Below are 25,676 nucleotides of genomic sequence, written 5' to 3' on the forward strand. Positions count from 1 at the left end.
CCTGGGTCAGGGCTCCTCTCCACATGGTCAGTAGCCGGTGACGGAGGGTGTACCGGCGCTGCCGAGCCTACCCCCGATATAACGCCCTCATTTTTGCCACCGGGGCCCTCAAATGAGCGGATACAGCAAGAGTGCCGGTGACTCTGTCAGTTCGCCTCCCGAGCCGGTCCACCCCTTGGGACGACCCTGCCCAACACGACCCCACCCCGGCGAAGAACGGCGTATGGGCAACGTCTACAGTGGCGTGGTACGCGCAAGTCTTCACCCCGTCTTCATCCGGGGGGCTTGCTGGGAATTTCTCTGTCAGGGGTGTGCGTGACGGCCGTCGAGAACCGACCCGCCGGGGTCGTCTTGGCCCCCAGCCCGGGAGGCCATCGGCCGTTCGGGGCTCGCGTCAAGGCATTCGTGGCGCTGACGAAGCCGCGAATCATCGAACTGCTGCTCATCACCACCGTGCCGGTGATGTTCCTCGCCGAGCAGGGCGTGCCGGACCTGTGGCTGGTGCTCGTCACCTGCACCGGCGGCTACCTCTCCGCGGGCGGCGCCAACGCGCTGAACATGTACATCGACCGCGACATCGACGCCCTGATGGACCGCACCTCCCAGCGGCCGCTCGTCACCGGCGTGCTCACCCCGCGTGAGGGCCTGGTCTTCGGCATCTCGCTCGCCGTGATCTCGACCCTCTGGTTCGGCCTGCTGGTCAACTGGCTCTCCGCCTGGCTGTCGCTCGGCGCCCTGCTGTTCTACGTCGTGATCTACACGATGATCCTCAAGCGGCGGACCGCGCAGAACATCGTCTGGGGCGGCATCGCCGGCTGCATGCCGGTGCTGATCGGCTGGTCGGCCGTCACCAACTCGATGTCCTGGGCCGCCGTCATCCTCTTCCTCGTCATCTTCTTCTGGACGCCGCCGCACTACTGGCCGCTGTCCATGAAGGTGAAGGACGACTACGCGCGCGCCGGCGTGCCGATGCTGCCGGTCATCGCCTCCAACAAGGTGGTCGCCAAGCAGATCGTCGCCTACAGCTGGGTCATGGTCGCGGTCTCGCTGCTGCTCACCCCGCTCGGCTACACCGGCTGGTTCTACACCGCCGTGGCGCTGGTCGCCGGCGGCTGGTGGCTCTGGGAGGCGCACGCGCTGCTCGAGCGGGCGAAGTCCGAGGTGACCGGTCCCAAGCTCAAGGAGATGCGCCTCTTCCACTGGTCCATCACCTACGTCTCGCTGCTCTTCGTGGCGGTCGCGGTGGACCCCTTCCTGAGGTAGACGCCACACGGCCCGGCCGTCGCCAGTGGATCTACCGCTGGGTAGCATCCTTGTCATGGCAGACACCAAGCAGGCGGAGCGCCGGGCGACCCGGCTCGCCAAGCAGATCAAGGCGTTCTCCGAGGAGCACGGCGGCGCCGAGGGGCAGCTGGCCTACATCGGCCAGATGGGCACCCGGATCGTGCTCGTCGGCGAGGACGGCGGCTGGGGCGACCTGGTGGCCCCCTCCCACGACATCGCGCAGAGCGCTGCGGAGAAGGCCGGACTGACCCTCCACGACGAGTTCGACGGCGAGTTCGCGGCCAAGGTCGTCACCGGCCCCTACGAGTGGACCCGGATGGCCGGAATCCAGCTCGGCGGCCCGGCGAACAAGTAGCGCGCACGGCGGCCCACGAGGTCGCCGCGCAAGTCGGGGCAACACCTCGCGCGGGGCTCACCCGTTAGGACGGGTGGAAGCACGTCCACGCAGGGAGCCCCGTCATGATCGAGACCCCGACTCTGGTGGACCAGTACTGCCACGGGGTGCTCCGTACGGAGCTCGGCCTCGGCACGTTCGAGGCCCACCTCGGCAGGACCACCGGGCCGCCCGCGCCCGGCACCACCTTCTTCGACACCCAGACCGGCTTCGCGGTACGCCGCTGGTGCCCGCCGCTGCTCGGCCTCGAACCGCACTGCCCGCCCGCCCGCTATCTCGCCCGCCGCCGTGAACTCGGCGTCCTGGAGTCGGGCCGGCGGCTGCTGCGGGCCTCCGGGATCTCGACCTATCTGGTCGACACCGGAATGCCCGGCGACCTCACCGGACCGGCCGAGATCGCCGCCGCCGCGGCCGCGCGGGCCCATGAGATCGTCCGCCTCGAACTCCTCGCCGAACAGGTCGCCGACACCTCCGGCACCGTCGACGGGCTGCTCGCCAATCTTGCCGAGGCCGTGCACGGCGCCGCCGCGACCGCCGTCGCCTTCAGCTCCGTCCAGGGCGTGCCGCACGGGCTCGCGCCCGCGCCCGAGCCGCCGGGGCCGGGGGAGGTGCGCGGCGCGGCCGGGCGCTGGCTGGCCGGCCGCCGGGTCGGCGAACCGCTGACCGACCCCGTCCTGCTGCGCCATCTGCTCTGGATCGCCGTCGCCACCGGGCGGCCGCTGCAGCTCCGGGTGGGCGTCGAGGATCCGATGGCGCTCGGCGGCTTCGCCGCGGCGACGGCCGGCCTGGGCACGGACCTGGTGCTGCTGCACGGCTACCCGTACCACCGGCAGGCGGCGCATCTGACGAGCGTGTTCCCGCACGTGTACGCGGATCTGGGCCCGGTCCTCGCGCAGACCGGGGCCCGCGCGGCGGCCGTCCTCGCAGAGATCCTGGAGCTGGCGCCGTTCGGCAAGCTGCTGTTCTCCAGCGGCGCGCACGGGCTGCCGGAGCTGCACGTGGTGGCCGCGGCCACGTTCCGCAGCGCGCTGGGCCGGGTCCTCGGCGACTGGGTCGGCGACGGCGCCTGGTCCCTCGCCGACGCCCAGCGCGTCGCCACGATGATCGCCTCGGGCACGGCCCGGAGGGTGTACGGGCTGGGGTGAGCGTGCGGCGGGGGGCCTTACGCGGCGGTGAGCGCCGGGTCCGGCTGCGCGGGGATCTCCGGCGCCGTCACCGGCCGCTCCCGAAGGCTCAGCGCCAGACGGAGCACGGCGATCCACATCAGCGAGGAGCCGAGCATGTGCGCGCCGACGAGGAGCTCGGGCACGCCCGTGAAGTACTGCAGGTAGCCGATCCCGCCCTGGGCGAGCAGCACGATCAGCAGGTCGCGGGCGCGGGCGCGGGTGTCGTCGGGCGCGTCCACGATGCGCAGGACCAGCCACATGGCGACGGCCAGCGCGCAGATCACCCAGGCGGCGATCGCGTGGAGGTGGGCCGCGTCGGTCCAGTCCCACGGCATGCGCGGGACCTCGCTGCTGTCGCCGGCGTGCTTGCCCGCACCGGTCACCAGCGTGCCGAGCGTGATCAGCAGCGCGGCGACGGCCGTGATCGCCCAGGACAGCTTGCGGACCGGCTTCGGGACCCGAGGCCGGGGCGTGCTGTCGCCCTCGCCGGTGCGGTGCCAGGTGATCACGGCGACGGTGAGCAGCAGGTTGGCCGCCAGGAAGTGCACCGCGACGATCCAGGGGTTCAGCGCCAGCAGGACCGTGATGCCGCCGAGGACGGCGTTGAGCACGACGACCCAGAACTGCGACCAGGCCAGTCGGCTCAGCCCGCGCCGGCGCGGCTTGGCGGAGCGCGCGGCGATGATCGTCCAGCCGACGGCGGCCGACAGCACGTACGTCAGCATCCGGTTGCCGAACTCGATCGCGCCGTGGATGCCCTGCTCGGGCGTGGCGAACAGGCTGTCGTCCGTGCACTTCGGCCACGTGTCGCAGCCGAGACCGGAGCCGGTCAGACGGACCGCGCCGCCGGTGACGATGATGAGCACGCTCATCACGACTGCGGAGAGCGCGGCGCGCCGGAGCGTCCGGGGGGACGGCGTCCAGCGGCGGGCGATGGAGGCGAGGGGCGTTTGCACGGGCCCTATCGTAAGGGGGCCTTGTGCACGCGTTCACGAGGGGGTCGTTACGGGCGAAGTCACCCCGGAACGTCACCCCGTCGCTACTCCCAGCGGAAGAACTTCGCCGCCGCTCCGAGGCCGAGGACGGCCCAGACCGCGAGGATGCCGGCCGCGCCCCACGGCAGGGCCGCGCCGCCCTGGAGCACGTCGCGCAGCCCGTCGGAGAGCGCCGAGATCGGCAGCAGCTCCAGGACGGCGCGGGCCGCGTCCGGGAACTTCTCCAGCGGCACGATGACGCCGCCGCCGACGAGAAGCAGCAGGAAGACCAGGTTCGCGGCGGCCAGGGTGGCCTCCGCCCGAAGGGTTCCGGCCATCAGCAGCCCGAGGCCGGAGAACGCGGCGGTGCCGAGGACGAGCAGCAGCGCCACGGCCGCCGGGCTGCCCTGCGGGGACCAGCCGAGCGCCAGCGCGATCACCGTGAGCAGGGCGATCTGCAGCAGCTCGGTGACCAGGACGGAGAGCGTCTTGGCGGTCATCAGGGCCCAGCGGGGGAGCGGCGAGGCGGCGAGCCGCTTGAGGACGCCGTAGCGGCGCTCGAAGCCGGTGGCGATGGCCTGGCCGGTGAAGGCCGTGGACATCACGGCGAGGGCGAGCACCCCGGGGGCCAGGAAGTCCACGGGCTCGCCCGCTCCGGTGTCGACGATGTCGACGGTGGAGAACAGCACCAGCAGCAGCGACGGGATGATCACCGTCAGGAGCAGCTGCTCGCCGTTGCGGAGCAGCATCTTCGTCTCGAACGCGGCCTGCGCGGCGATCATGCGGCCGACGGGCGCGGCGCCGGGCTTCGGCGTGTACGTACCTGTGCTCATCCGCGCAGTTCCTTGCCCGTGAGTTCCAGGCTGCGCTTTCCCGGGGGGCGACCCCCGGACCCCCGGCAGAACTCGGCGTCGTTCCGCTTCATCCGCGCAGCTCCCTTCCAGTGAGTTCCAGAAAGACGTCTTCCAGCGTGTGGCGCTCGACCGCGATGCCCTCCGGCATGACGCCGTGCTGGGCGCACCAGGTGGTGACGGTGGCCAGCAGCTGGGGGTCGACGGTGCCGGTGATCCGGTACGAGCCGGGGGTCGGCTCGGCGGCCTGGGCGCCGTCGGGGAGGGCCTTGAGCAGGGAGCCGAGGTCGAGTCCGGGGCGGCCGGTGAAGCGCAGGGTGTTCTCCGCGCCGCCGCGGCACAGCTCCTCGGGGCTGCCCTGGACGGCGACCCGGCCGGCGTCGATGATCGCGACGTCGTCGGCGAGCTCCTCCGCCTCGTCCATGAAGTGGGTGGTGAGGACGACGGTCACGCCGTCCGCGCGCAGCTCGCGGACCAGGTCCCAGGTGGCCCGGCGGGCCTGCGGGTCGAGGCCGGCGGTGGGCTCGTCCAGGAAGACCAGCTCGGGGCGGCCGACCACGGCCATCGCGAGCGCGAGGCGCTGCTGCTGGCCGCCGGAGAGCCGGCGGTAGGTCGTACGGCCGCAGGAGCCGAGGCCGAGCCGCTCGATCAGGGCGTCCACGTCGAGCGGGTGGGCGTGCAGCCGCGCGGTGTGGCGGAGCATCTCGTCGGCGCGGGCGCCGGAGTACACGCCGCCGGACTGGAGCATGACGCCGATCCGGGGCCGCAGGGCCTCGCCCTGGGCGACGGGGTCCAGGCCGAGCACGCGGACGGTGCCCGCGTCGGGCCTGCGGTAGCCCTCGCAGGTCTCGAGGGTGGTGGTCTTGCCGGCGCCGTTGGGGCCGAGGACGGCGGTGACCGTTCCGCCCCGGACGTCGAGGTCGAGGCCGTCGACTGCGGTCTTCGTCCCGTACCGCTTCACCAGGCTCCGGACCTGTACGACGGACTCGTTCTTCATGCCGGGAAGTCTAGAGAGCCGCCGGGTGTGTCCGGTCTCCGGGGAGAGCCCTGGGGCCAACGAGCAAGGAATGACCGGAAGTTGTCCCCCGATTCGCTCACATGTACCTGCCAATTCCTTCACGATCGGACGACGGTACGCACCGATCCGCGCACCATCCGTGAAGGGAGAGTCCGTGGCGATACGCCGCAGAGCACATTCCGGACCGAGACGCACACGATCGCTCGCCGCACTGACCGCCGCCCTCGTCGTCCTGCCCCTCGCACTGAGCGCCGCTCCCGCGCAGGCCCAGGACCCCGAGGCCCGGCAGCCCTCCGCCTACGGGCAGAAGACGGAGGCCGCGCTCCGGGGCGAGCTGACCGGCGGCGGGAAGGAGACCTTCTGGGTCGCCCTCGCCGAGGAGGCCGACACCACGACCGCCCGCCGGGCCGCCGGCAAGACCGCCAAGGCCCGCGCCCTGCGCGCGGCGAAGACCGCGCACGCCGAGAAGAGCCAGGCCGGCCTGCGGGCGCTGATCAAGGGCGCCGGCGGTTCGTACGAGTCCTTCTGGATCGCCAACACCCTCAAGGTCACCGGAGACGAGGCGCTCGCCCGCAAGCTCGCCGCCCGACCCGAGGTCGCCGCCCTGGAGGCCGACGACCCGGTGCGGCTGCCCGATCCGCTGCCCGGCGAGGCGGAACCGCGTACCGACGCCGTCGAGTGGAACGTGGAGCGGATCAACGCCCCGCGGGTCTGGTCCGAGCTGGGCGTGCGCGGCGAGGGGATCACCGTCGCCAACATCGACTCGGGCGTCCAGTACGACCACCCGGCCGTGAAGGCCGCCTACCGGGGCCTGAAGGCCGACGGCACGTACGACCACGCCTACAACTGGTTCGACCCGGCCAAGGTCTGCACCGGTACGGCGCCCTGCGACAACAACGGCCACGGCACGCACACCATGGGAACCATGGTCGGCGACGACGGCGCCGGCAACCAGGTCGGCGTCGCGCCCGGCGCCCGCTGGATCGCCGCCAAGGGCTGCGAGTCCAGCTCCTGCTCCCGCGACTCGCTGCTCCGTTCCGGTCAGTGGCTCGTCGCCCCCACCGACGCGAGCGGCCAGAACCCCCGGCCCGACCTCGCCCCGGACGTGGTGAACAACTCCTGGGGCAGCGCCGTCCTGGACACCTGGTACAAGACCACCGTCCAGGCCTGGCGGGACGCGGGGATCTTCCCGGCCTTCTCCAACGGCAACAGCGGCCCCGGCTGCAACACCGCCGGCTCCCCGGGCTCGTACGTGAACAGCTACTCCTCCGGGGCCTTCGACATCAACAACACGATCGCCTCGTTCTCCTCGCGCGGCACCGGAGAGACCGGCGGGATCAAGCCGAACCTGGCCGCGCCCGGCGTCAACGTCCGCGCGTCCTGGAACAACGGCGGCTACAACTCCATCTCCGGCACCTCGATGGCCTCCCCGCACACGGCGGCCACCGTGGCCCTGATGTGGTCCGCCTCGCCGGCCGTCCGCGGCAACGTGACGGAGACCGAGAAGCTCCTCGACTCCACCGCGATCGACGTCGACGCCACCACGTGCGGCGGCACCGTCGCCGACAACAACGTCTTCGGCGAGGGCCGGCTCGACGCCTACGCGGCCGTCACCGCCGCCCCACGCGGCCCCCTCGGCGCGGTCGGCGGCAAGGTGACCGCCGCCGGCGCCCCCGTCGCCGACGCCGTGCTGCGCTTCGACGGCCCCATGAAGGCCACCGCGACCACCGGCGCGGACGGTGGATATCTCCTGCCCAAGCTGATGGTCGGGGAGTACGCCGTCGCGGTCGCCAAGTTCGGCTACCTCGCCGCCGCCGGCACGGTGACCGTCACCGAGAACGGCTCCGCCGTGAAGGACTTCGCCCTCGACGAGGCCCCGTCGGCCGACGTCACCGGCGTGGTCACCGGCGCCACCGGCCCGGAGGGCGGGGCGGTGCTCACCGCCCAGGGCACGCCCGTGACCGGTACGACCGGCCCGGACGGCCGCTACACGCTGCGGCTGCCGCACGGCACGTACCAGCTGAACGTCGTCCCCGCGCACCGCTGCGCCTCGGCGACCACCGTCCAGGTCGAGGTCACCGGGGCCCTGGCCAGGGACATCGCGCTGCCGGCCCGTACCGACGCCTTCGGCACCGCCTGCTCGGTCTCCGCCTCCGCGGACTTCCCGGCCGGCACCACCAAGCTGGCGTACTCCGGCACCACCTTCGGCACCGCGACCTTCGCGCTGCCGTTCCCGGTGCCCTTCTACGGGAAGACCTACCGCCAGGCGACCGCCTCCGTGGACGGCGTGCTCTCCTTCGGAGCGTCCTCCACGTCCAGCTCCAACACCACCCTGCCGACCGCCTCGACCCCGAACGGCGCGCTCTACCCGTTCTGGGACAACCTCACGGTCGACGCCGAGGCGGGCGTGTACTGGGGGACCACCGGCGCCGCCCCGCACCGCCGGCTCGTCGTCGAATGGCGCAACGCGCTGATCGCCGGCTCCGCCTCGGGCGAGCGGATCTCCTTCGCCGCCGTACTGAGCGAGGACGGCTCCGCGTCCCTGCACTACAAGGACGTCTCCGGGGCCGGTCTGGAGAACGGCTCCTCGGCGACGATCGGCGCGGAGAGCCACACCGGCACGGACGCGCTGCTGTACTCGTACAACGAGGGCGCGCTGACCGACGGGACCGTGATCACGCTGCGGCAGACCACGACCGCCGTCGTCACAGGCCGGGTCGTCGACTCCAACGACCTGCAGCCCGTCGCGGGCGCGCGGGTCACCGCCAGCAGCGGGGGCCTCGGCCCGGCCGAGGACACCGACGCGAACGGCGTCTACCTGCTCCAGATGCCGGCCGAGTGGCGCGACTACGACATCGGCATCAGCGCCGGCCACTATTGGCCCGACGGCAGCACCATCACGGCCCGGAACGGCGCGGTGTACGTGGTGAACGGCGAGCTCGGCACCGGCCGGGTCACCGCCGACACGGAGTCGCTCACCGTGATCGCCCCGGCCGGCCAGACCCGGACCCGGACGCTGAACCTGGCCAACACCGGCAGCATCGCCGCCTGGTTCAAGGTGGCCGAGAAGGACGGCAAGGGCTGGGTCTCCGTCTCGCCGGCCGCCGGCGACCTGGAGCCCGAGGGCATGAGCCCGTACGACAAGGCCAAGGTCGCGCTCTCCTTCGACACGACCGGAGTAACGCCCGGCACCGTTCTCACCGGCACCCTCCAGGTGACCTCGCAGAGCGGGCGCCGGCCCGTGATCGACATCCCGGTGAAGCTGGTGGTCCCGGCCTACCGGACCGCCGTCGACGCGGGGGCGGCCACCCAGTCCGTGGACGCGCTGGGCGACGCCTGGGGACCGGACCGCAAGCACGCGGCCGGTTCGTACGGCTGGCTCGGCACGACCACCGCGCCGTCCACGTCCCGGGAGATCACCGGCGCCGCCGACCCGACGCTGTACCGCACGGCCCGCCAGGGCATGTACGAGTACCGCTTCGACGGGCTGCCGGCCGGCACGTACCAGATCGAGCTGGGCTTCGCCGAGCTCGCCGCCCGGGGCCCGACCGACCGGGTCTTCGACGTGATGGCGGAGGGGCAGCAGTTCGTGCCCAATCTGGACCTCGCCCTGGAGGCGGGGGTGCGCGTGGCGCACGACCGGAGCTTCACCGTGAAGGTCACGGACGGGCAGCTCAACCTCCGTTTCGTGGCGAACGCAGGAAAGCCGCTGGTCAACTCGGTCCGGGTGACGGAGCGCCCCGATCTGACCGGCTGACACCCCTGCCCGACGCCTGCGGCCGCACCCTCCGGGGCGCGGCCGCAGGCCGTTCCGGAGATCATTTCCGCAGGTCAGGTAAGCCTTACCTGAGTGATGCACCGCACCGTCCGCCCCCCGGGACGCGGCTTGTCACCTTCGGAAGAATTACGCAACAATGGCGTTGTGAAAAACGTCGGCGAGGCTCCGGAGGAACTCGCGACCGGTGAACGATCGACACGCAACCGGGTCGCGCGGTCCATCCTTGACCACGGGCCCTCCACCGTCGCCGACCTCGCGGACCGGCTCGGCCTCACCCAGGCCGCCGTCCGTCGCCATCTGGACTCGCTCGTCGCCGACAACGTGGTGGAGGCCAGGGACAAGCGCGTCTACGGCACCCGCACCCGCGGACGCCCGGCCAAGGTCTTCGCACTGACCGACTGCGGCCGGGACGCCTTCGACCAGTCCTACGACACGCTGGCCGTCGAGGCGCTGCGCTGGATCGAGCAGAACGCCGGAGGTGAGGCCGCCGTCGCGGCCTTCGCCCGGGACCGCATCGAGGCGCAGGCCGAGGCGTACCGGCGGGCCGTCGAATCGGCGGAACCCGCCGAGCGCACCGAGGCGCTGGCCAAGGCGCTCACGGCGGACGGGTACGCTGCCACTGCGCGGCAGGCGCCCGTCGGCGAGCAGCTCTGCCAGCACCACTGCCCGGTCGCCCACGTCGCCGAGCAGTACCCCCAGCTGTGCGAGGCGGAGACGGAGATCTTCTCCCGCCTCTTGGGAACGCACGTCCAGCGTCTGGCCACCATCGCGCATGGTGACGGCGTCTGCACCACGTTCATCCCGCACGGCGCCCCACAGACCACTTCTTCATCAGCATCTGCAAGCACGGCCGGGAGGAACCCCGCATGACCACCGAGATCAGCCACCCCGAGCTCGAGGGCCTGGGTCGGTACGAGTACGGCTGGGCCGACTCGGACGCGGCCGGTGCCGCCGCTCAGCGCGGACTCTCCGAGGCAGTCGTCCGCGACATCTCCTCGAAGAAGAACGAGCCCGAGTGGATGCTGAAGCTCCGCCTCAAGGGTCTGAAGCTCTTCGGCAAGAAGCCCATGCCGACCTGGGGCTCCGACCTGTCGGGCATCGACTTCGACAACATCAAGTACTTCGTGCGGTCCACCGAGAAGCAGGCCGAGTCCTGGGAGGACCTGCCGGAGGACATCAAGAACACGTACGACAAGCTCGGCATCCCGGAGGCGGAGAAGCAGCGCCTGGTCGCCGGCGTCGCCGCCCAGTACGAGTCCGAGGTCGTCTACCACCAGATCCGCGAGGACCTGGAGGAGCAGGGCGTCATCTTCGTCGACACCGACACCGCCCTGAAGGAGCACGAGGAACTCTTCAAGGAGTACTTCGGCACCGTCATCCCGGTCGGCGACAACAAGTTCGCCTCCCTGAACACCGCCGTGTGGTCCGGCGGATCGTTCATCTACGTGCCGAAGGGCGTGCACGTCGAGATCCCGCTGCAGGCCTACTTCCGCATCAACACGGAGAACATGGGCCAGTTCGAGCGGACGCTGATCATCGTCGACGAGGACGCCTACGTCCACTACGTCGAGGGCTGCACCGCCCCGATCTACTCCTCCGACTCGCTGCACTCCGCGGTCGTGGAGATCATCGTCAAGAAGGGCGGCCGCTGCCGCTACACGACGATCCAGAACTGGTCGAACAACGTCTACAACCTGGTGACCAAGCGCGCCGTCGCCTACGAGGGCGCGACCATGGAGTGGGTCGACGGCAACATCGGCTCCAAGGTCACCATGAAGTACCCGGCCGTCTACCTGATGGGCGAGCACGCCAAGGGCGAGACCCTGTCCATCGCCTTCGCCGGCGAGGGCCAGCACCAGGACGCGGGCGCCAAGATGGTCCACATGGCCCCGAACACCTCCTCCAACATCGTCTCCAAGTCGGTGGCGCGAGGCGGCGGCCGTACCTCCTACCGCGGTCTGATCGAGATCGGTGAGGGCGCCCCCGGCGCCAAGTCCAACGTGCTCTGCGACGCGCTGCTCGTCGACACGATCTCCCGCTCCGACACGTACCCGTACGTGGACGTCCGCGAGGACGACGTCTCCATGGGCCACGAGGCCACCGTCTCCAAGGTCTCCGAGGACCAGCTCTTCTACCTGATGAGCCGCGGCCTCACCGAGTTCGAGGCGATGGCGATGATCGTGCGCGGCTTCGTCGAGCCGATCGCCAAGGAGCTGCCGATGGAGTACGCCCTGGAGCTCAACCGGCTGATCGAGCTGCAGATGGAAGGCGCGGTCGGCTAGCAGCCTCCGCACCCCGTACGCAGCGACTGATTTCTTTGACGCAGGAAGAGAGCAAGACGACAGCCATGGCTGAGGCTCAGAACATCCCCGCGGGCTCCACCACCGCGGGCTCGATCGCGGTGGCCGCCGAGTCCACCGTCGCCACCCGCATGAGTGCCCCGCCGTCCTTCGACGTCGCGGACTTCCCGGTCCCGCACGGCCGCGAGGAGGAGTGGCGGTTCACCCCGCTGGAGCGCCTGCGCGGCCTGCACGACGGCACCGCCGTCGCGTCCGGCGAAGGCGTCCGCGTCGAGGTCGAGGCCCCCGAGGGCGTCACCGTGGAGACCGTGGGCCGCGACGACGCGCGCCTCGGCAAGGCCGGCACGCCGGTCGACCGGGTCGCCGCCCAGGCGTACACCTCCTTCGAGAAGGCCTCGGTCGTCACCGTCGCCAAGGAGACCGTGCTCACCGAGCCGGTCCGCATCGCCGTGCACGGCGAGGGCGGCGTCGCCTTCGGCCACCAGGTGATCGAGCTCGGCGCCTTCGCCGAGGCCGTCGTCGTCATCGACCACACCGGTGACGCGGTGCTCGCCGCCAACGTCGACTACGTGCTCGGCGACGGCGCCAAGCTCACCGTCGTCTCCGTCCAGGACTGGGACGAGAAGGCCGTCCACGTCGCCCAGCACAACGCGCTGGTCGGCCGCGACGCCTCCTTCAAGTCCGTCGTCGTCACCTTCGGCGGCGACGTGGTGCGCATCCACCCGCGTGTCGAGTACGCCGCCCCCGGCGGCGAGGCCGAGCTGCTCGGCCTGTACTTCACCGACGCCGGCCAGCACCAGGAGCACCGCCTTCTGGTCACCCACAACGTCCCGCACTGCAAGTCCAACGTGGCCTACAAGGGCGCGCTGCAGGGCCAGGACGCGCACGCGGTGTGGATCGGCGACGTCCTCATCCAGGCCGCGGCCGAGGGCACCGACACCTACGAGCTGAACCGGAACCTCGTCCTCACCGACGGCGCCCGGGTCGACTCGGTGCCGAACCTCGAGATCGAGACCGGCGAGATCGCCGGCGCCGGCCACGCCTCGGCCACCGGCCGTTTCGACGACGAGCAGCTCTTCTACCTGATGGCCCGCGGCATCCCGGAGAAGGAGGCCCGCCGTCTGGTCGTGCGCGGCTTCTTCGCCGAGCTGGTGCAGCAGATCGGCCTCCCGGACGTCGAGGAGCGTCTCATCGCCAAGATCGAGGCCGAGCTGGAGGCTTCCGTCTGATGGCCTTCGTCCGCGTCTGTGCGCTGAGCGAGCTGGAGACCGACACCCCCAAGCGGGTCGAGGTCGACGGCACGCCGGTGTCCGTCGTCCGTGCCGAGGGCGAGGTGTTCGCGATCAACGACATCTGCTCGCACGCGAACGTCTCCCTCTCGGAGGGCGAGGTCGAGGACTGCGCCATCGAGTGCTGGCTGCACGGCTCCAGCTTCGACCTCCGCACCGGCAAGCCGTCCGGGCTTCCCGCGACGCGCCCCGTCCCCGTGTACCCCGTAAAGATCGAAGGGGACGATGTGCTCGTCTCCGTCACCCAGGAGTCCTGAGTCACCCATGGCAACGCTTGAAATCCACGACCTGCACGTCTCCGTCGAGGCCGAGAACGGTCCGCGCGAGATCCTCAAGGGTGTCGACCTGACCATCAAGCAGGGCGAGACCCACGCCGTCATGGGCCCGAACGGCTCCGGCAAGTCGACCCTGGCGTACTCGCTGGCCGGCCACCCGAAGTACACCGTCACCGGCGGCACCGTCACCCTCGACGGCGAGGACGTCCTGGAGATGTCGGTCGACGAGCGCGCCCGCGCCGGTCTCTTCCTCGCCATGCAGTACCCGGTCGAGGTCCCCGGCGTCTCGGTCTCCAACTTCCTGCGCACCTCCGCCACCGCCGTCCGCGGCGAGGCCCCCAAGCTGCGCACCTGGGTGAAGGAGGTGAAGGAGGCCATGGAGCAGCTGAACATGGACCCCGCCTTCGCCGAGCGCAACGTCAACGAGGGCTTCTCCGGCGGTGAGAAGAAGCGCCACGAGATCCTGCAGCTGGAACTGCTCAAGCCGAAGCTCGCGATCCTCGACGAGACCGACTCCGGCCTGGACGTCGATGCCCTGCGCATCGTCTCCGAGGGCGTCAACCGCGTCCGCGACACCGGCGAGGTCGGCACCCTGCTGATCACCCACTACACGCGGATCCTCCGCTACATCAAGCCCGACTTCGTGCACGTGTTCGCGAACGGCCGCATCGTCGAGTCCGGCGGCGCCGAGCTCGCGGACCAGCTGGAGAACGAGGGCTACGACAAGTACGTGAAGGGCGGCGCATCCGCGTGACACAGCTGCCGGGCCTCCTCGACACCGAGGCGATCCGCAAGGACTTCCCCCTGCTGGATCGAGTGGTCCACGACGGGAAGAAGATCGTCTATCTGGACTCCGCCGCGACCTCGCAGAAGCCGCGCCAGGTGCTCGACGCGCTGAACGAGTACTACGAGCGGCACAACGCGAACGTGCACCGCGGCGTGTACACGGTCGCCGAGGAGGCCACGGCGCTGTACGAGGGCGCCCGCGACAAGGTCGCCGCCTTCATCAACGCGCCGAGCCGCGACGAGGTGATCTTCACCAAGAACGCCTCCGAGTCGCTCAACCTCGTGGCCAACATGCTCGGCTGGGCCGAGGAGCCCTACCGGGTGGACCACGAGACCGAGATCGCCATCACGGAGATGGAGCACCACTCCAACATCGTGCCGTGGCAGCTGCTCTCGCAGCGCACCGGCGCGAAGCTGAAGTGGTTCGGCCTCACCGACGACGGCCGGCTCGACCTGTCGAACATCGACGAGATCATCACCGAGAAGACGAAAATCGTCTCCTTCACGCTGGTCTCCAACCTGCTCGGCACCGTCAACCCGGTCGAGACGATCATCCGTCGTGCCCAGGAGGTCGGCGCCCTCGTCTGCATCGACGCCTCGCAGGCCGCGCCGCACATGGTGCTCGACGTGCAGGCGCTGCAGGCCGACTTCGTGGCCTTCACCGGCCACAAGATGTGCGGCCCGACCGGTATCGGCGTGCTGTGGGGACGGCAGGAGCTCCTGGAGGACCTGCCGCCGTTCCTCGGCGGCGGTGAGATGATCGAGACCGTCTCGATGCACTCGTCGACGTACGCGCCGGCCCCGCACAAGTTCGAGGCGGGCACGCCCCCGATCGCGCAGGCCGTCGGCCTCGGCGCGGCCGTGGACTACCTGTCGGCGATCGGCATGGAGAACATCGCGCGCCACGAGCACGCGATCACCGAGTACGCCGTACGGCGGCTCCAGGAGGTCCCCGACCTGCGGATCATCGGCCCCACCACGGCCGAGGACCGCGGCGCCGCGATCTCCTTCGTGCTCGGCGACATCCACCCGCACGACGTGGGCCAGGTGCTCGACGAGCAGGGCATCGCGGTCCGGGTCGGCCACCACTGCGCGCGGCCGGTCTGCCTGCGGTACGGAATTCCTGCGACCACGCGGGCGTCGTTCTATCTGTACTCCACTCCGGCCGAGGTCGACGCCCTGGTCGAGGGGCTGGAGCACGTCCGTAACTTCTTCGGATAGGGCGGCTGACCTGTGAAGCTGGATTCGATGTACCAGGACGTCATCCTGGACCACTACAAGCACCCCCACGGGCGGGGCTTGCGGGACGGCGATGCCGAGGTGCACCACGTCAACCCGACGTGCGGCGACGAGATCACGCTGCGGGTGAAGTACGACGGCTCCCGTATCGAGGACGTGTCGTACGAGGGCCAGGGCTGCTCGATCAGCCAGGCCTCGGCGTCCGTCCTGAACGAGCTGCTCGTCGGCAAGGAGCTGGACGAGGCGCAGAAGATCCAGGGCACGTTCCTGGAGCTGATGCAGTCCAAGGGCCAGCTCGAGCCGGACGACGCGATGGAGGAGATCCTGGAGGACGCGGTGGCGTTCGCCGGAGTCTCGAAGTACCCGGCCCGGGTGAAGTGCGCGCTGCTCAGCTGGATGGCGTGGAAGGACGCGACGGCCCAGGCCCTGGGCGGCGCGGCGGAGAGGAAGTCGGCATGACCGAGAACGCAGAGGCCACCACGGCCACCACGGAGCAGGCCGCCGAGGCCGTGGCGCTCAAGCCCGCCTCCGAGGAGGAGGTCCGCGAGGCGCTGTACGACGTCGTCGACCCCGAGCTGGGCATCGACGTGGTCAACCTCGGGCTGATCTACGGCATCCACATCGACGACGCGAACATCGCGACGCTCGACATGACGCTGACGTCGGCGGCCTGCCCGCTGACCGACGTGATCGAGGACCAGGCGAAGGCGGCCACCGACGGCATCGTCAACGAGCTGCGGATCAACTGGGTCTGGATGCCCCCGTGGGGCCCGGACAAGATCACCGACGACGGCCGCGAGCAGCTGCGCGCGCTCGGCTTCAACGTCTGATCTTCCCCGGACGAAAGGGCCGCACCCCTCAAGGGTGCGGCCCTTCGCCGTGCTGCTCGGCAGGCCGGTGGCGCGTGCTCAGTACGCCGGCGGCGGGGGCGTCGCGGCGCTCTCGGCGAGGGCCACTGCCAGGTTCTCCTTGCGGATCCGCTGGTCCACGTAGAGCAGCCCGTTGACCAGCGGCGGGAAGGTGCTCTGGATGACGTAGCCGGCCATCTGCGCCAGCAGGACGATCACCAGGTACACGGAGAGCATCGAGATGACGTCGGCCATCCGCGGCTCGGGCCCGAGGTCGGAGGCCGCCGTGATCAGCGGGATGAAGCCGAGCATGCCGAGGACCTGCTGGACCACCCCCGCGATCACGCCGGCGATGAGCGCGACAAGGACCGAGATGCCGGCGATAGGCCACCAGCGGCCGTGCACCAGCTGCGAGGAACGGCGCAGGGCCGCGATCGGGCCCTGCTTCTCGAAGACCACGGCGGCCGGGGCCAGGATGAACTTCACGTAGAGCCAGACCGCCGGGACGACGGTGATCAGCGCGCCGAGCACGCCGACGACGAGGAACACGCTCGCGGCCGTCCCGTCGTCGCCGTCCCCGGACGCCGCGGCCACCGAGGTGCCGATGATGATGACGGAGAAGGCGACCAGGGCCAGCAGCGTCGGGACCATGGCGATCAGGCCGCTCAGCAGGGTGGTGCCGATCAGCGCCGGCACCCGGGGCAGCGCCTGGCGCCACACGGAGCCGAAGGTCGCCGGGCGGCCGACGACCGCGTTCTGCAGGACGGCGAGCATGGCGGCCTGCACCGTCGCGACCGCGAGCACATAGCCGATCATGAGGACGGCCAGCACGCTGAAGAAGGCGACGACGAACGGCTGGAGCTCCTCCCACGGCGGCTCCGAGCTGCCGGGCTCGTCGACGGCGTCGAGGAAGCCGGGCACGGCGTCGCTGACGCCGGCGAGGGCGACGACCACCGCCACGCCGACCACCACCGAGTAGAGGCCGAAGACGACCAGCGGTATGCCGAACACCGCGCTCTTGTACCGGCCGATCGACGCCATGGCACCGCCCAGCATCTCCCCGACGGTGAGCGGCCGCAGCGGGATCACCCCGGGCTGCGGCGGCGGGGGCGGCGGAGCCCAGCCCCCGCCCCAGCCCGGATCTCCGTACGGGCCCCACCCCTGGTTCTGCGCCATTCCCCGCTCCCCGCTCCCTGCGTTCTGTTCCCGCCACCGATGGGTGACCCGGACACGGTATCGGGAGCGGACATGCCAGGGACATGACCCTGCTGTGTACGCTTGTACGCATGGGATACGGACTGCTCGCCGGAGCAATCGCCGCGGAGATCGTCGCCACGCTCTCCATGAAGTACAGCGAGGGCTTCTCCCGGCTCGGGCCCTCCCTGCTCACCTGCGCGGGCTACCTCCTCGCCTTCGGCCTGCTCGCCCAGGCGCTGAAGACCCTCCAGGTCGGCACCGCCTACGCCATCTGGTCCGGCGTCGGCACGGCCGCTGTCGCGGCGATCGGCGCCGCCTTCCTCGGCGAGAGCATGAACCCCGCCAAACTCGCCGGCATCGTGATGATCATCGGCGGGGTCGCGGTCCTCAACCTCGGCGGCGCCCACTGATGGCCCGGGCCCGCCGGTACGACCCGGACCGCCGCCGCCGGATCGTCGACGCGGCACTGCGGGTGGTCGGCCGGGACGGCATCGCCGGGCTCAGCCACCGCACCGCGGCCGCCGAGGCGGACGTGCCGCTGGGCTCGACCACGTACCACTTCGCCTCCCTCGACGAACTGCTGGTCGCCGCGCTGCGACAGGCCAACGAGGGCTTCGCCGTCATCCTGCGCGAGAGCGAGGCGCTCGCCGACCCGTCGACCGATCTGGCCGCCGAGCTGGCCCGGCTCACCGGCGTCTGGCTCCGCGGCGACCGCACCGGCGTGGAGCTGGAGTACGAGCTCTACCTCGCCGCGCTGCGCCGCCCCGCGCTCCGCCCGGTCGTGGCCGAGTGGACGGAACAGGTCACCACACTGCTCACCCGCCGCACCGACCCCGCCACCGCCCGCGCCGTGGCCGCCCTGATGGACGGCATCGGCCTCCAGGTGCTGCTGACGGGCGGCGTCTACGACGAGGAGTACGCGCGCGAGATGCTGGCGCGGGTGCTCGTCCCCCGGGAGCCGTGAACCCGTTCCGCCGCTGCGGGCAACAACGGGTGTGACAGCTATCGACCACGGAACAGGAGCGGCCGTGACCGGGCCCTCTGGGTCCGCGGACGCGGACATCGTCGCCGCGTCGCGCGAACGGCCCGAGCTCTTCGCGGAGTTGTACAGCCGCCACGCGGCCGACATACACCGCTACGCCGCCCGTCGCCTCGGGGACGAGGCGGCCGACGACATCACGGCCGAGACCTTCCTGACGGCCTTCCGGATCAGGCACCGCTACGACACGACCCGCGCCGGCGCACGGCCCTGGCTGTACGGCATCGCCGCCAACCTCATCGGCCGGCACCGCCGCACCGAGGTCCGTGCGCTGAAGGCCCTGGCCCGCACCGGCCACGACCCGGTCGCCGAGTCCTGGTCGGACCGGGCCGACGACCGGCTCGCCGCCCAGGCCGCGCACGGCCCCCTCGCCGCCGCACTGGCCCGGCTGTCGGCCCGGGACCGGCACACGCTGCTGCTGGTCGCCTGGGCGGATCTCAGCTACCAGGAGGTCGCGGAGGCCCTCGCCATACCCGTCGGGACGGTCCGGTCCCGGCTCAACCGCGCCCGCAGGACGCTGCGCGGCGTGCTCGGAGACACCGATCCCACACGTGTCCACGACAGCGCCCCGGAGGCCGTCCATGGATGAGATGAAGACGCTCCAGGAATTCCGCGCGGACGCCCCCACCCCGGACCGCGCCCGTCTCGCCCCCGGCCGGCAGCGGCTCCTCGACGCGGCCGAGCGCCGGGACCCGGGCTGGGGGAAGCGGCTGCGCTGGAAGGTCGCCGCCCCGGCCGCCGCGGCGGCGCTCACCGCCCTGGTGGTCCTCGCCGTCCAGACCGGCCCCGCGGCCCCGGGGGACGAGGTCGAGCCGGCGAGCGGCGTCGCGTTCCTGGAGGAGGCGGCGCGGGGCATCGAGAAGACGAGTGCCGGAAAGCCGGCGCCGCGGCTGGGGCCGGACGAGTGGGCCTATGTGATCACGGTCGATCTCTGGCGTCCGCGACCGGGGACGAAGCCCTTGCCGCCGATTCCGAAGGAGTGCGCCGTCGAGATCCCGGGACTCGACCTCTCGGTCGTGAACGCCGAGGTCGGCGAGTCCTGGCGCAGGGGCGACGGGACCAAGGGCGCGGGCAGGCACACCCGCACGGGCAAGTGCGGCAAGATGAACGCCTTCAACATGTCCGCCGGGCCCTTCCCCAAGTACGGCAGGCCGATCGGGTACTACTACGAGTTCGCCGCCAAGCCGCACAAGCCGGAGCAGCTCTTGGACGAGATGCGCGCGGCCGGAATCGACGGATTCAGCAATGCGGCGGACACGGACTTCCGGGCTCTCGCGGGCCTGTTCCACATGCCACTCAAGACCACGCCCGAGTTCACCGCCACCGTGTACCGAGCCATGGCGCGGATACCCGGCGTCACGCTGACCCAGGAGTACGACGAGATGCTCGGGCGGAAGGTCGCCGTCGTCGCCCACAAGGGAGACGCGAAGTCGGCGAAGAACCCGCGCGACGAACTGCTCCTGGACCCGAAGACGTACCGGGTGCTCGGATCGCGCACGAGGGTCGGCACCGAGCCGATCAAGCAACTGGGCCCGTCCGGGAAGCCGGGCAGCGTGATCGCCCGCGACGTCCTCGTCGACATCGGGATCACCGAGAAGCTCGGCGACCGGCGCTGACCGCCCCCGGCCCTGGGCGAACGCCCGAACGCGGTTCCGTCGTACCGGCGGAACCGCCAGGGGACCCGACCGGGACCTGAGACCGGTTCGCCCGGGGGCGGGCGGGGCGGTTAGGTTTCCCCCATGACCGACACCACTGCTCCTCGCTCCATCGGCGCCGTCGCCGCCGGCCTCGCCACCATCGCCGGCGACGGCACCGTTCTCGACACCTGGTTCCCCGCCCCCGAGCTCACCGAGGCGCCCGGCCCGGCCGGCACCGAGCGGCTGACGCCCGACGCCGCCGTGAACGCGCTCGGCGAGGGCGCCGCCAAGGCGCTCGGCGTGGACGCGCGGCGCGGTGTCGAGGTCGTCGCCGTACGGACGGTCATCTCCTCGCTCGACGACAAGCCGCTCGACGCCCACGACGCGTACCTGCGCCTGCACCTGCTCTCGCACCGCCTGGTCAAGCCGCACGGCCAGAGCCTGGACGGCGTCTTCGGCCTGCTCGCCAACGTCGCCTGGACCTCGCTCGGCCCGGTCGCCGTGGACGACATCGAGAAGGTGCGGCTCAACGCCCGCGCCGAGGGCCTGCACCTCCAGGTCACCTCGATCGACAAGTTCCCGCGGATGACCGACTACGTCGTCCCGGCCGGCGTCCGCATCGCCGACGCGGACCGCGTCCGGCTCGGCGCGCACCTCGCCGCCGGCACCACCGTCATGCACGAGGGCTTCGTCAACTTCAACGCCGGCACCCTCGGCACCTCCATGGTCGAGGGGCGCATCTCCGCGGGCGTCGTCGTCGGCGACGGCTCCGACATCGGCGGCGGCGCGTCCACCATGGGCACCCTGTCCGGCGGCGGCAACGTCGTCATCTCCATCGGCGAGCGCTGCCTGATCGGCGCCGAGGCCGGCGTCGGCATCGCGCTCGGCGACGAGTGCGTCGTCGAGGCCGGTCTGTACGTGACCGCCGGCACCCGCGTCACGATGCCCGACGGACAGGTCGTCAAGGCCCGTGACCTGTCCGGCGCGTCGAACATCCTGTTCCGCCGCAACTCGGTCACCGGCGCCGTCGAGGCCCGCCCGAACAACGCGGTCTGGGGCGGCCTGAACGACATCCTCCACAGCCACAACTGAGCGTGACCGATCGTGGTGACTCTGCGTTGATCCGTACGACGCGGAGTCATCCGATCGGACCAGGGCGAGGAGCGACATGAGGACGAGGGACACCATCGTCAGGGCGTGCGTGGTCGCGGCGGCGGTGCTGCTGCCGGCCGGGACCGCCGCGGCGGACGAGACGCACACCGGCTCGCACAACGGCCCCGCGGTGTCGAACGGCCCCAGCCTCGCACTGCACACGGGGCAGGTCGACGACCCCCTGGAGGACGTCCTCGAGCACGCGGCGCTGTTCGGCACCACCTACGTGTACGACTGAACCAGCTCCTCGTACGCCTTCCGCAGCCCGTCGGCCGTCTCCCGGCCGGCGGGCTGCAGCGGTTCGCGGACCGGCATGCCGAGCAGCGCCTTGACGGTGACCGTGCCGGGCAGGCCCGAGGCCATCATCAGCTCGGCGAGCGGCAGCGTCAGGGCGTTGAGCCGGGCCGCCTCCGCCGTCTCGCCCCGGTCGAAGGCGTCCAGGACCGCGCGCATCTGCCGCGGGGCCACGTTCGCCACGGTGCTGACGTAGCCGCTGCCGCCGATCGCGTACAGCGGCAGGTTCAGCTCCTCGCAGCCGGAGTAGTACGCGAGGCCGGTCCGCGCGAGCACCTTCGTGGAGCCCAGCAGGTCGTAGGCGCAGTCCTTCACCGCCACGATCCGCGGGTGCCCGGCCAGCCGGATCATCGTCTCGGGCTCGATGCGGGTCGCCGTGCGGCCCGGGATGTCGTAGAGCATCACCGGCAGGCCGGTCGCGTCCGCCACCCGCAGGAGGTGCGCCTCCACGGCGGCCTGCGGGGGCCGGCTGTAGTACGGCGGGACCACCAGCAGACCGTCCGCGCCCGCCTCCTCGGCCTGCCGGGCCAGTTCGACGGTGTGCCGGGTGTCGGCGGTGCCGACGCCGGCGACGAGGGACGGTCCGGGGCCGACTGCCTCCCGCACGGTGCGGATCAGCGCGGCCTTCTCGGCGTCCGAGGTGGTGGGGGACTCGCCCGTGGTGCCGTTGAGGACGAGCCCGTCGCAGCCCTCGGTGACCAGCCCGCCGGCCAGCTTCGCGGCCGCGCCGAGGTCGAGTCCGCCGGTGGCGTCGAAGGGGGTGACCATCGCGCACAGGGCCCGGCCGAAGGGGCGGCGTTCGGTGACGTGAGTGCTCATTCCGGCAGTCTCCGCCCCGTGACCGTGAAGGTCTACTTAGACCTTCTTGTGATCAGGGGGCAGAGTCCCTTAATCGTGGCGCGGGTCCGGCCGGGGGTGGATCAGGCGCAACAGCAGCAGTAGCAGTAGCACATGAGGGCTCCGAAGCGTCCGGTCTCGAAGGAGTACGACACTCCGGCGGGGATGAACATCCAGTCCCCTGCCGTCAGTTCCTGCCCGTCGTAGGTGATCGATCCACTGACGATGAACCGGATTCCGTCGCCGTCGTCATGAGAGTGCGTGGACGACTGTGCGCCGGGTTCGGCGGCGGTGATGAACAGGTGGGAGGGCTTGTCCAGCCAGACCGGGAGCTGCCACTTGCGAAATCCCGGCGGGGCGTTGTCGACGACGAGGGCCTTCATGGCCTCGTCCACGTTCGTGTCACGGGATGTGACGATCCGGCCCTCGGTGCGCAGGCCGCTGCTTCGCACGGCCTCCTGGACGCGTTCCGTGCATCGCTCGAAGCTCAACCTGTTGGGGTCGAATTTGGCTGTCGCCATCGGTTCCTCCAGTGGGTTCGGGGGGGCATCTCCGAACTAGGGCTAACCGGTCGCAAACAGCAGAAAACGCTCCATTCGTGCCTTTCTGGGCGGACGGGTGTCGCAACCACCGTCCGGTGATCAGGGGTTGACCTCAAGCGCGCTCGAGGTCGGAGGGTGGAGGCCTCGACGAAAGAAGGAGCCTTCCATGAACGCCGTCATCCACCCGCACGCCCGTCCCGACCTGCACCGCTCCGACGTCGGCCTGGTCATGGCCAGCACCTGGCGGGTCGGCACGCCCGAGCGGCAGCGGGCGGCCGTGGACGCCATCGCCAAGGCCTGGCAGGCCCGGGACTGGCCGGACGTCGGCCTGCTCTCGTACTCCGTCTACATCGGCGACGACGGCGACACCCTGCTGCACTACTCGCAGTGGACCGGAGAGCAGGAGTACCAGGACTTCGTGGCGCGGCACCGGGACGACCGGAACGCGGAGATCGACGCGGCGGTGCCCGGCATCGGGCGGGTCGCGCTGCACCGCTACCACCCGCCGTACCGCCGCTCCCAGGAGCCGGGCGACGCCCGGATCCCGGGCTGCGTCGTCGCCGTCGACGTGGAGTTCGACGGGCCCGACGCCGACCGGCAGCGGGACTGGGTGGACACCGTCATGGAGGCCCTGGAGACCGACCCGGGCCTCGCGCCGGGCGGGATCTCCGCGCACTTCCACCTCGGCGTCGACGGCGACCGCATCCTCAACTACGCCGAGTGGGAGAGCCGGCAGGCCCACGTCGACGCCCTGGCCGGGTCCGGCGGCATCGGCTCCGCGACCCCGCAGTGGGCGAAGGTGCAGAGCTACCCGGGCGTCGTCGGCGGCGCGGTGACGCGCTACGCGCCCGCGCTGAGCCTCAGCGCGGGCGCGTAGCCGGGAGCGGCTGCCGTCCCTACGGGCGGAAGCGCAGCACCTGCGGGTCGTGGTCGCTGTTCTGCTCGGCGAACTCGGCGTTGATGTGCACGCTGTCGTACTCGAAGTGGTGCACCCCGGGGCTGGTCAGGATCTGGTCGAGAACCTGGCTGTTGCCCTGGAAGACGTACGAGTAACGCTCGTCGCGGGGCAGCGACTTCACGGCCGGGTAGAGCGCCCCGCCGTCGGTCAGCGCCTTGGTGGTGGCGGAGAACTCGAAGTCGTTGATGTCGCCGAGGACGATCACGTCGGCCTGCTTCTGGATCGACAGGACGTCCTTGACGAAGGCGTTCACGGCCTGCGCCTGCAGCAGCCGCTTGGCCTCGGAGGAACGGTTCGGCGGCTGGCGGTGCGAGACCAGCGACTCGTCGCCGCCCTTGGAGCCGAAGTGGTTGGCGACCACGAAGACCGTCCGGCCGCGGAAGACGAACTCGCCGGCCAGCGGCTTGCGGCTGCTCTCCCAGGCGGTGTTCGCCGGGTCGATCCGGCCGGGGGAGTGGGTCAGCTCCGCGCCGTACGCGCCCTTCACGACACCGGTCGCGGTCGTCGCGTTGCCGCCGGCGCGGTCGATGAAGTCGACCCGCTCCGGGTTGAACAGGAAGACCTGGCGGATGTTGCCGCCGGGCTCGCCGCCGTCCTTGTTGTTCTCCGGGTCGATCGAACGCCACTCGTAGCGCGGGCCGCCTGCGGCGACGATCGCGTCGGTGAACTTCTGCAGCGTCTGGCCGGCGGCGACGGTGCCGTCGTTCTTCGCGCCGTTGTCGTCCTGGATCTCCTCCAGGGCGACGATGTCGGGCGTGGACAGGTTCTCGACGACCGCCTTCGCGAGCGCGTCGAACTTCTCCTGCGGGTCGGACGGGTCGAGGTTCTCCACGTTGTACGTGGCCACCGCCAGCTCGTTCTTGTGCTGGCGCTCGGTGACCTCGCGCTCCAGACCGCGGTCGACGACCGTGCCCAGGGTGCGGGCGGTCAGCGTGTAGCCGCCGAACTGGTTGAAGTCCAGCGGACCCTCGGTGTCGCCGGCCAGCATGTCGCCGACGTTCGCCTTCGGGAAGGGCTGCTGGGCGATCGGGGTCAGCGACTGGATCTGCAGCCGGCCCGTGTTCTGCGAGGTGTACGAGCCGTAGAGGGCGCCGCCGCGCTCGGAGCGGTGCTCCCACGGCTTCACCGTGACCCACAGCTCGGAGTACGGGTCGGTCGCGCCGACCACACGGGAGCCGCCGATCTTGACGTTCGTGCCCTCGAGGGACTCGTAGTAGTCCAGGGCGTAGGTCTCCGGGTCCAGCTGCAGCCCGTTGATCGAGCCGCCGGCCGCCGGGTCGCCCTCGGGGGCGTACGCGTCGGGCACCGAGAAGCCGTCGATCGTCACGGCCTCCGGCACCGGGTTGCCCGAGGAGACCACGGTGACCGTCGGCTTGGAGAGCTGGGTCAGCGACTGGTTGCCGGAGTTCAGGCCGCCGGGGACGTACTCGCCGACCGTGCCGGCCACGCTCACCGAGTCGCCGACGGCGACCTTCGGGACGGAGCTGGTGAAGACGAACAGGCCCTCGCTGGTGGCGGCGTTGTCGTCGCCCTGCGGGTCCTGGATCCAGAAGCCGCGCGAGCCGTAGGTGCGCACGCCGGTGACGATGCCGGTGACGCCGGTGACCTGCTGGCCCACCAGCGGCGAGACCCGGGTGGTCCCCTGGATGTCGTGGATGCGGACGTCGGCGGCGGAGGCGGTGCCGGAAGCGGCGAGCAGACCCGCGGCCAGGGCAGCGGCTACGACGGAGGAGACCGCGGCGGATCTCGGTATGGAGGAAGGCATCAAGGAGCTCCGGTAATGCTTGGAGAATCGGGCGATTGATCTACGCGCGTCAA

Annotated in this window: 26 protein-coding genes; 19 read left to right on the top strand and 7 right to left on the bottom strand. The window is 71.1% G+C overall.

The window, feature by feature from the left end:
* Window positions 1-309 precede the first annotated feature (309 nt).
* From ACGFMM_RS17175 to ACGFMM_RS17185, 3 genes are all read left to right on the top strand, one after another.
* Window positions 310-1,263, top strand: coding sequence for a heme o synthase (locus ACGFMM_RS17175; protein WP_393647148.1), 954 nt, complete (start codon window positions 310-312; stop codon window positions 1,261-1,263).
* 55 nt (window positions 1,264-1,318) lie between these two features.
* Window positions 1,319-1,639 carry a hypothetical protein gene (locus ACGFMM_RS17180; RefSeq protein ID WP_393647149.1) on the top strand — a complete coding sequence of 107 codons (321 nt, stop codon included), beginning with the start codon at window positions 1,319-1,321 and terminating at the stop codon, window positions 1,637-1,639.
* A 104-nt stretch (window positions 1,640-1,743) separates the two neighbouring features.
* Window positions 1,744-2,823 carry an amidohydrolase gene (locus tag ACGFMM_RS17185; RefSeq protein ID WP_393647150.1) on the top strand — a complete coding sequence of 360 codons (1,080 nt, stop codon included), beginning with the start codon at window positions 1,744-1,746 and terminating at the stop codon, window positions 2,821-2,823.
* A gap of 17 nt (window positions 2,824-2,840) precedes the next feature.
* On the opposite strand, the gene ACGFMM_RS17190 is transcribed toward ACGFMM_RS17185, so the two are convergent.
* From ACGFMM_RS17190 to ACGFMM_RS17200, 3 genes are all read right to left on the bottom strand, one after another.
* On the bottom strand, window positions 2,841-3,800 hold the full coding sequence (locus ACGFMM_RS17190; protein WP_393647151.1) for a heme A synthase: 960 nt from the start codon (window positions 3,798-3,800) through the stop codon (window positions 2,841-2,843).
* 83 nt (window positions 3,801-3,883) lie between these two features.
* Window positions 3,884-4,651 carry an ABC transporter permease gene (locus tag ACGFMM_RS17195; RefSeq protein ID WP_393647152.1) on the bottom strand — a complete coding sequence of 256 codons (768 nt, stop codon included), beginning with the start codon at window positions 4,649-4,651 and terminating at the stop codon, window positions 3,884-3,886.
* Window positions 4,652-4,739: 88 nt separating this feature from the next.
* Window positions 4,740-5,666 (bottom strand): ABC transporter ATP-binding protein, encoded by a 927-nt coding sequence (locus ACGFMM_RS17200; RefSeq protein WP_393647153.1) that lies wholly within the window; start codon window positions 5,664-5,666, stop codon window positions 4,740-4,742.
* Between the two features lie 175 nt (window positions 5,667-5,841).
* On the opposite strand from ACGFMM_RS17200, the gene ACGFMM_RS17205 reads away from it, so the two are divergent.
* The 9 genes from ACGFMM_RS17205 (at window position 5,842) to ACGFMM_RS17245 (ending at window position 16,184) form a co-directional block, all read left to right on the top strand.
* Window positions 5,842-9,444: a S8 family serine peptidase gene (locus tag ACGFMM_RS17205; RefSeq protein ID WP_393647154.1), complete on the top strand. Its 3,603-nt coding sequence runs from the start codon at window positions 5,842-5,844 to the stop codon at window positions 9,442-9,444.
* 165 nt (window positions 9,445-9,609) lie between these two features.
* Window positions 9,610-10,335, top strand: coding sequence for a helix-turn-helix transcriptional regulator (locus ACGFMM_RS17210; RefSeq protein WP_393647155.1), 726 nt, complete (start codon window positions 9,610-9,612; stop codon window positions 10,333-10,335).
* Window positions 10,332-11,747, top strand: a complete 1,416-nt coding sequence (gene sufB / locus ACGFMM_RS17215) for a Fe-S cluster assembly protein SufB (protein ID WP_393647156.1) — start codon at window positions 10,332-10,334, stop codon at window positions 11,745-11,747. Before ACGFMM_RS17210 ends, sufB begins: the two co-directional genes overlap by 4 nt.
* Window positions 11,748-11,812: 65 nt before the next feature.
* Window positions 11,813-12,994, top strand: coding sequence for a Fe-S cluster assembly protein SufD (sufD, locus tag ACGFMM_RS17220; RefSeq protein WP_393647157.1), 1,182 nt, complete (start codon window positions 11,813-11,815; stop codon window positions 12,992-12,994).
* Complete coding sequence (locus ACGFMM_RS17225) at window positions 12,994-13,311, top strand: bifunctional 3-phenylpropionate/cinnamic acid dioxygenase ferredoxin subunit (RefSeq protein ID WP_393647158.1); 318 nt, start codon at window positions 12,994-12,996, stop codon at window positions 13,309-13,311. The genes sufD and ACGFMM_RS17225 overlap by 1 nt, the downstream gene beginning before the upstream one ends.
* A gap of 7 nt (window positions 13,312-13,318) precedes the next feature.
* Window positions 13,319-14,083 (top strand): Fe-S cluster assembly ATPase SufC, encoded by a 765-nt coding sequence (sufC, locus tag ACGFMM_RS17230; protein ID WP_393647159.1) that lies wholly within the window; start codon window positions 13,319-13,321, stop codon window positions 14,081-14,083.
* A complete protein-coding gene (locus tag ACGFMM_RS17235) occupies window positions 14,080-15,336 on the top strand; it encodes a cysteine desulfurase (RefSeq protein WP_393647160.1) in 1,257 nt (418 codons plus the stop codon). The genes sufC and ACGFMM_RS17235 overlap by 4 nt, the downstream gene beginning before the upstream one ends.
* 12 nt (window positions 15,337-15,348) lie before the next feature.
* Window positions 15,349-15,813 (top strand): Fe-S cluster assembly sulfur transfer protein SufU, encoded by a 465-nt coding sequence (sufU, locus tag ACGFMM_RS17240; protein ID WP_393647161.1) that lies wholly within the window; start codon window positions 15,349-15,351, stop codon window positions 15,811-15,813.
* Window positions 15,810-16,184, top strand: coding sequence for a metal-sulfur cluster assembly factor (locus ACGFMM_RS17245; RefSeq protein WP_393647162.1), 375 nt, complete (start codon window positions 15,810-15,812; stop codon window positions 16,182-16,184). Before sufU ends, ACGFMM_RS17245 begins: the two co-directional genes overlap by 4 nt.
* Before the next feature lie 78 nt (window positions 16,185-16,262).
* On the opposite strand, the gene ACGFMM_RS17250 is transcribed toward ACGFMM_RS17245, so the two are convergent.
* A complete protein-coding gene (locus tag ACGFMM_RS17250) occupies window positions 16,263-17,378 on the bottom strand; it encodes an oxidoreductase (RefSeq protein ID WP_393647163.1) in 1,116 nt (371 codons plus the stop codon).
* 110 nt (window positions 17,379-17,488) lie between these two features.
* Here ACGFMM_RS17250 and ACGFMM_RS17255 point away from each other — a divergent pair, with 110 nt between their 5' ends.
* From ACGFMM_RS17255 to ACGFMM_RS17280, 6 genes are all read left to right on the top strand, one after another.
* Complete coding sequence (locus ACGFMM_RS17255; RefSeq protein ID WP_393647164.1) at window positions 17,489-17,809, top strand: DMT family transporter; 321 nt, start codon at window positions 17,489-17,491, stop codon at window positions 17,807-17,809.
* On the top strand, window positions 17,809-18,363 hold the full coding sequence (locus ACGFMM_RS17260) for a TetR/AcrR family transcriptional regulator (RefSeq protein ID WP_393647165.1): 555 nt from the start codon (window positions 17,809-17,811) through the stop codon (window positions 18,361-18,363). Before ACGFMM_RS17255 ends, ACGFMM_RS17260 begins: the two co-directional genes overlap by 1 nt.
* A gap of 64 nt (window positions 18,364-18,427) precedes the next feature.
* Complete coding sequence (locus ACGFMM_RS17265) at window positions 18,428-19,027, top strand: RNA polymerase sigma factor (protein WP_393647166.1); 600 nt, start codon at window positions 18,428-18,430, stop codon at window positions 19,025-19,027.
* Complete coding sequence (locus ACGFMM_RS17270; protein WP_393647167.1) at window positions 19,020-20,054, top strand: hypothetical protein; 1,035 nt, start codon at window positions 19,020-19,022, stop codon at window positions 20,052-20,054. Before ACGFMM_RS17265 ends, ACGFMM_RS17270 begins: the two co-directional genes overlap by 8 nt.
* A gap of 123 nt (window positions 20,055-20,177) precedes the next feature.
* Entirely contained in the window at window positions 20,178-21,167 is a 990-nt protein-coding gene (gene dapD / locus ACGFMM_RS17275) for a 2,3,4,5-tetrahydropyridine-2,6-dicarboxylate N-succinyltransferase (protein ID WP_393647168.1), read from the top strand.
* Between the two features lie 76 nt (window positions 21,168-21,243).
* Window positions 21,244-21,465 carry a hypothetical protein gene (locus tag ACGFMM_RS17280; RefSeq protein ID WP_393647169.1) on the top strand — a complete coding sequence of 74 codons (222 nt, stop codon included), beginning with the start codon at window positions 21,244-21,246 and terminating at the stop codon, window positions 21,463-21,465.
* On the opposite strand, the gene dapA is transcribed toward ACGFMM_RS17280, so the two are convergent.
* Both dapA and ACGFMM_RS17290 read right to left on the bottom strand, forming a co-directional pair.
* The gene (gene dapA / locus ACGFMM_RS17285; RefSeq protein ID WP_393647170.1) at window positions 21,450-22,340 is read right to left on the bottom strand and encodes a 4-hydroxy-tetrahydrodipicolinate synthase; all 891 of its coding nucleotides are present in this window, start codon (window positions 22,338-22,340) and stop codon (window positions 21,450-21,452) included. The two genes, ACGFMM_RS17280 and dapA, sit on opposite strands and share 16 nt — an antisense overlap.
* A gap of 101 nt (window positions 22,341-22,441) precedes the next feature.
* Window positions 22,442-22,879: a cupin domain-containing protein gene (locus ACGFMM_RS17290; RefSeq protein WP_393647171.1), complete on the bottom strand. Its 438-nt coding sequence runs from the start codon at window positions 22,877-22,879 to the stop codon at window positions 22,442-22,444.
* Between the two features lie 187 nt (window positions 22,880-23,066).
* Here ACGFMM_RS17290 and ACGFMM_RS17295 point away from each other — a divergent pair, with 187 nt between their 5' ends.
* The gene (locus ACGFMM_RS17295) at window positions 23,067-23,777 is read left to right on the top strand and encodes an antibiotic biosynthesis monooxygenase (RefSeq protein WP_393647172.1); all 711 of its coding nucleotides are present in this window, start codon (window positions 23,067-23,069) and stop codon (window positions 23,775-23,777) included.
* Window positions 23,778-23,796: 19 nt separating this feature from the next.
* On the opposite strand, the gene ACGFMM_RS17300 is transcribed toward ACGFMM_RS17295, so the two are convergent.
* Window positions 23,797-25,623 (bottom strand): endonuclease/exonuclease/phosphatase family protein, encoded by a 1,827-nt coding sequence (locus ACGFMM_RS17300; protein WP_393647173.1) that lies wholly within the window; start codon window positions 25,621-25,623, stop codon window positions 23,797-23,799.
* Between the last annotated feature and the right edge of the window lie 53 nt (window positions 25,624-25,676).

Source organism: Streptomyces sp. NPDC048604 (assembly GCF_043199435.1).
Classification (GTDB): domain Bacteria; phylum Actinomycetota; class Actinomycetes; order Streptomycetales; family Streptomycetaceae; genus Streptomyces.

Excerpts from the sequence above, each read along its gene's own strand:
- ACGFMM_RS17180 (WP_393647149.1), top strand. The coding sequence starts at position 1,319 with ATGGCAGACACCAAGCAGGCGGAGCGCCGGGCGACCCGGCTCGCCAAG.
- ACGFMM_RS17185 (WP_393647150.1), top strand. The coding sequence starts at position 1,744 with ATGATCGAGACCCCGACTCTGGTGGACCAGTACTGCCACGGGGTGCTC.
- ACGFMM_RS17195 (WP_393647152.1), bottom strand. The coding sequence starts at position 4,651 with ATGAGCACAGGTACGTACACGCCGAAGCCCGGCGCCGCGCCCGTCGGC.
- ACGFMM_RS17200 (WP_393647153.1), bottom strand. The coding sequence starts at position 5,666 with ATGAAGAACGAGTCCGTCGTACAGGTCCGGAGCCTGGTGAAGCGGTAC.
- sufB (WP_393647156.1), top strand. The coding sequence starts at position 10,332 with ATGACCACCGAGATCAGCCACCCCGAGCTCGAGGGCCTGGGTCGGTAC.
- sufD (WP_393647157.1), top strand. The coding sequence starts at position 11,813 with ATGGCTGAGGCTCAGAACATCCCCGCGGGCTCCACCACCGCGGGCTCG.
- ACGFMM_RS17225 (WP_393647158.1), top strand. The coding sequence starts at position 12,994 with ATGGCCTTCGTCCGCGTCTGTGCGCTGAGCGAGCTGGAGACCGACACC.
- sufC (WP_393647159.1), top strand. The coding sequence starts at position 13,319 with ATGGCAACGCTTGAAATCCACGACCTGCACGTCTCCGTCGAGGCCGAG.
- ACGFMM_RS17245 (WP_393647162.1), top strand. The coding sequence starts at position 15,810 with ATGACCGAGAACGCAGAGGCCACCACGGCCACCACGGAGCAGGCCGCC.
- ACGFMM_RS17250 (WP_393647163.1), bottom strand. The coding sequence starts at position 17,378 with ATGGCGCAGAACCAGGGGTGGGGCCCGTACGGAGATCCGGGCTGGGGC.
- ACGFMM_RS17255 (WP_393647164.1), top strand. The coding sequence starts at position 17,489 with ATGGGATACGGACTGCTCGCCGGAGCAATCGCCGCGGAGATCGTCGCC.
- ACGFMM_RS17260 (WP_393647165.1), top strand. The coding sequence starts at position 17,809 with ATGGCCCGGGCCCGCCGGTACGACCCGGACCGCCGCCGCCGGATCGTC.
- ACGFMM_RS17270 (WP_393647167.1), top strand. The coding sequence starts at position 19,020 with ATGGATGAGATGAAGACGCTCCAGGAATTCCGCGCGGACGCCCCCACC.
- dapD (WP_393647168.1), top strand. The coding sequence starts at position 20,178 with ATGACCGACACCACTGCTCCTCGCTCCATCGGCGCCGTCGCCGCCGGC.
- ACGFMM_RS17280 (WP_393647169.1), top strand. The coding sequence starts at position 21,244 with ATGAGGACGAGGGACACCATCGTCAGGGCGTGCGTGGTCGCGGCGGCG.
- dapA (WP_393647170.1), bottom strand. The coding sequence starts at position 22,340 with ATGAGCACTCACGTCACCGAACGCCGCCCCTTCGGCCGGGCCCTGTGC.
- ACGFMM_RS17290 (WP_393647171.1), bottom strand. The coding sequence starts at position 22,879 with ATGGCGACAGCCAAATTCGACCCCAACAGGTTGAGCTTCGAGCGATGC.
- ACGFMM_RS17295 (WP_393647172.1), top strand. The coding sequence starts at position 23,067 with ATGAACGCCGTCATCCACCCGCACGCCCGTCCCGACCTGCACCGCTCC.
- ACGFMM_RS17300 (WP_393647173.1), bottom strand. The coding sequence starts at position 25,623 with ATGCCTTCCTCCATACCGAGATCCGCCGCGGTCTCCTCCGTCGTAGCC.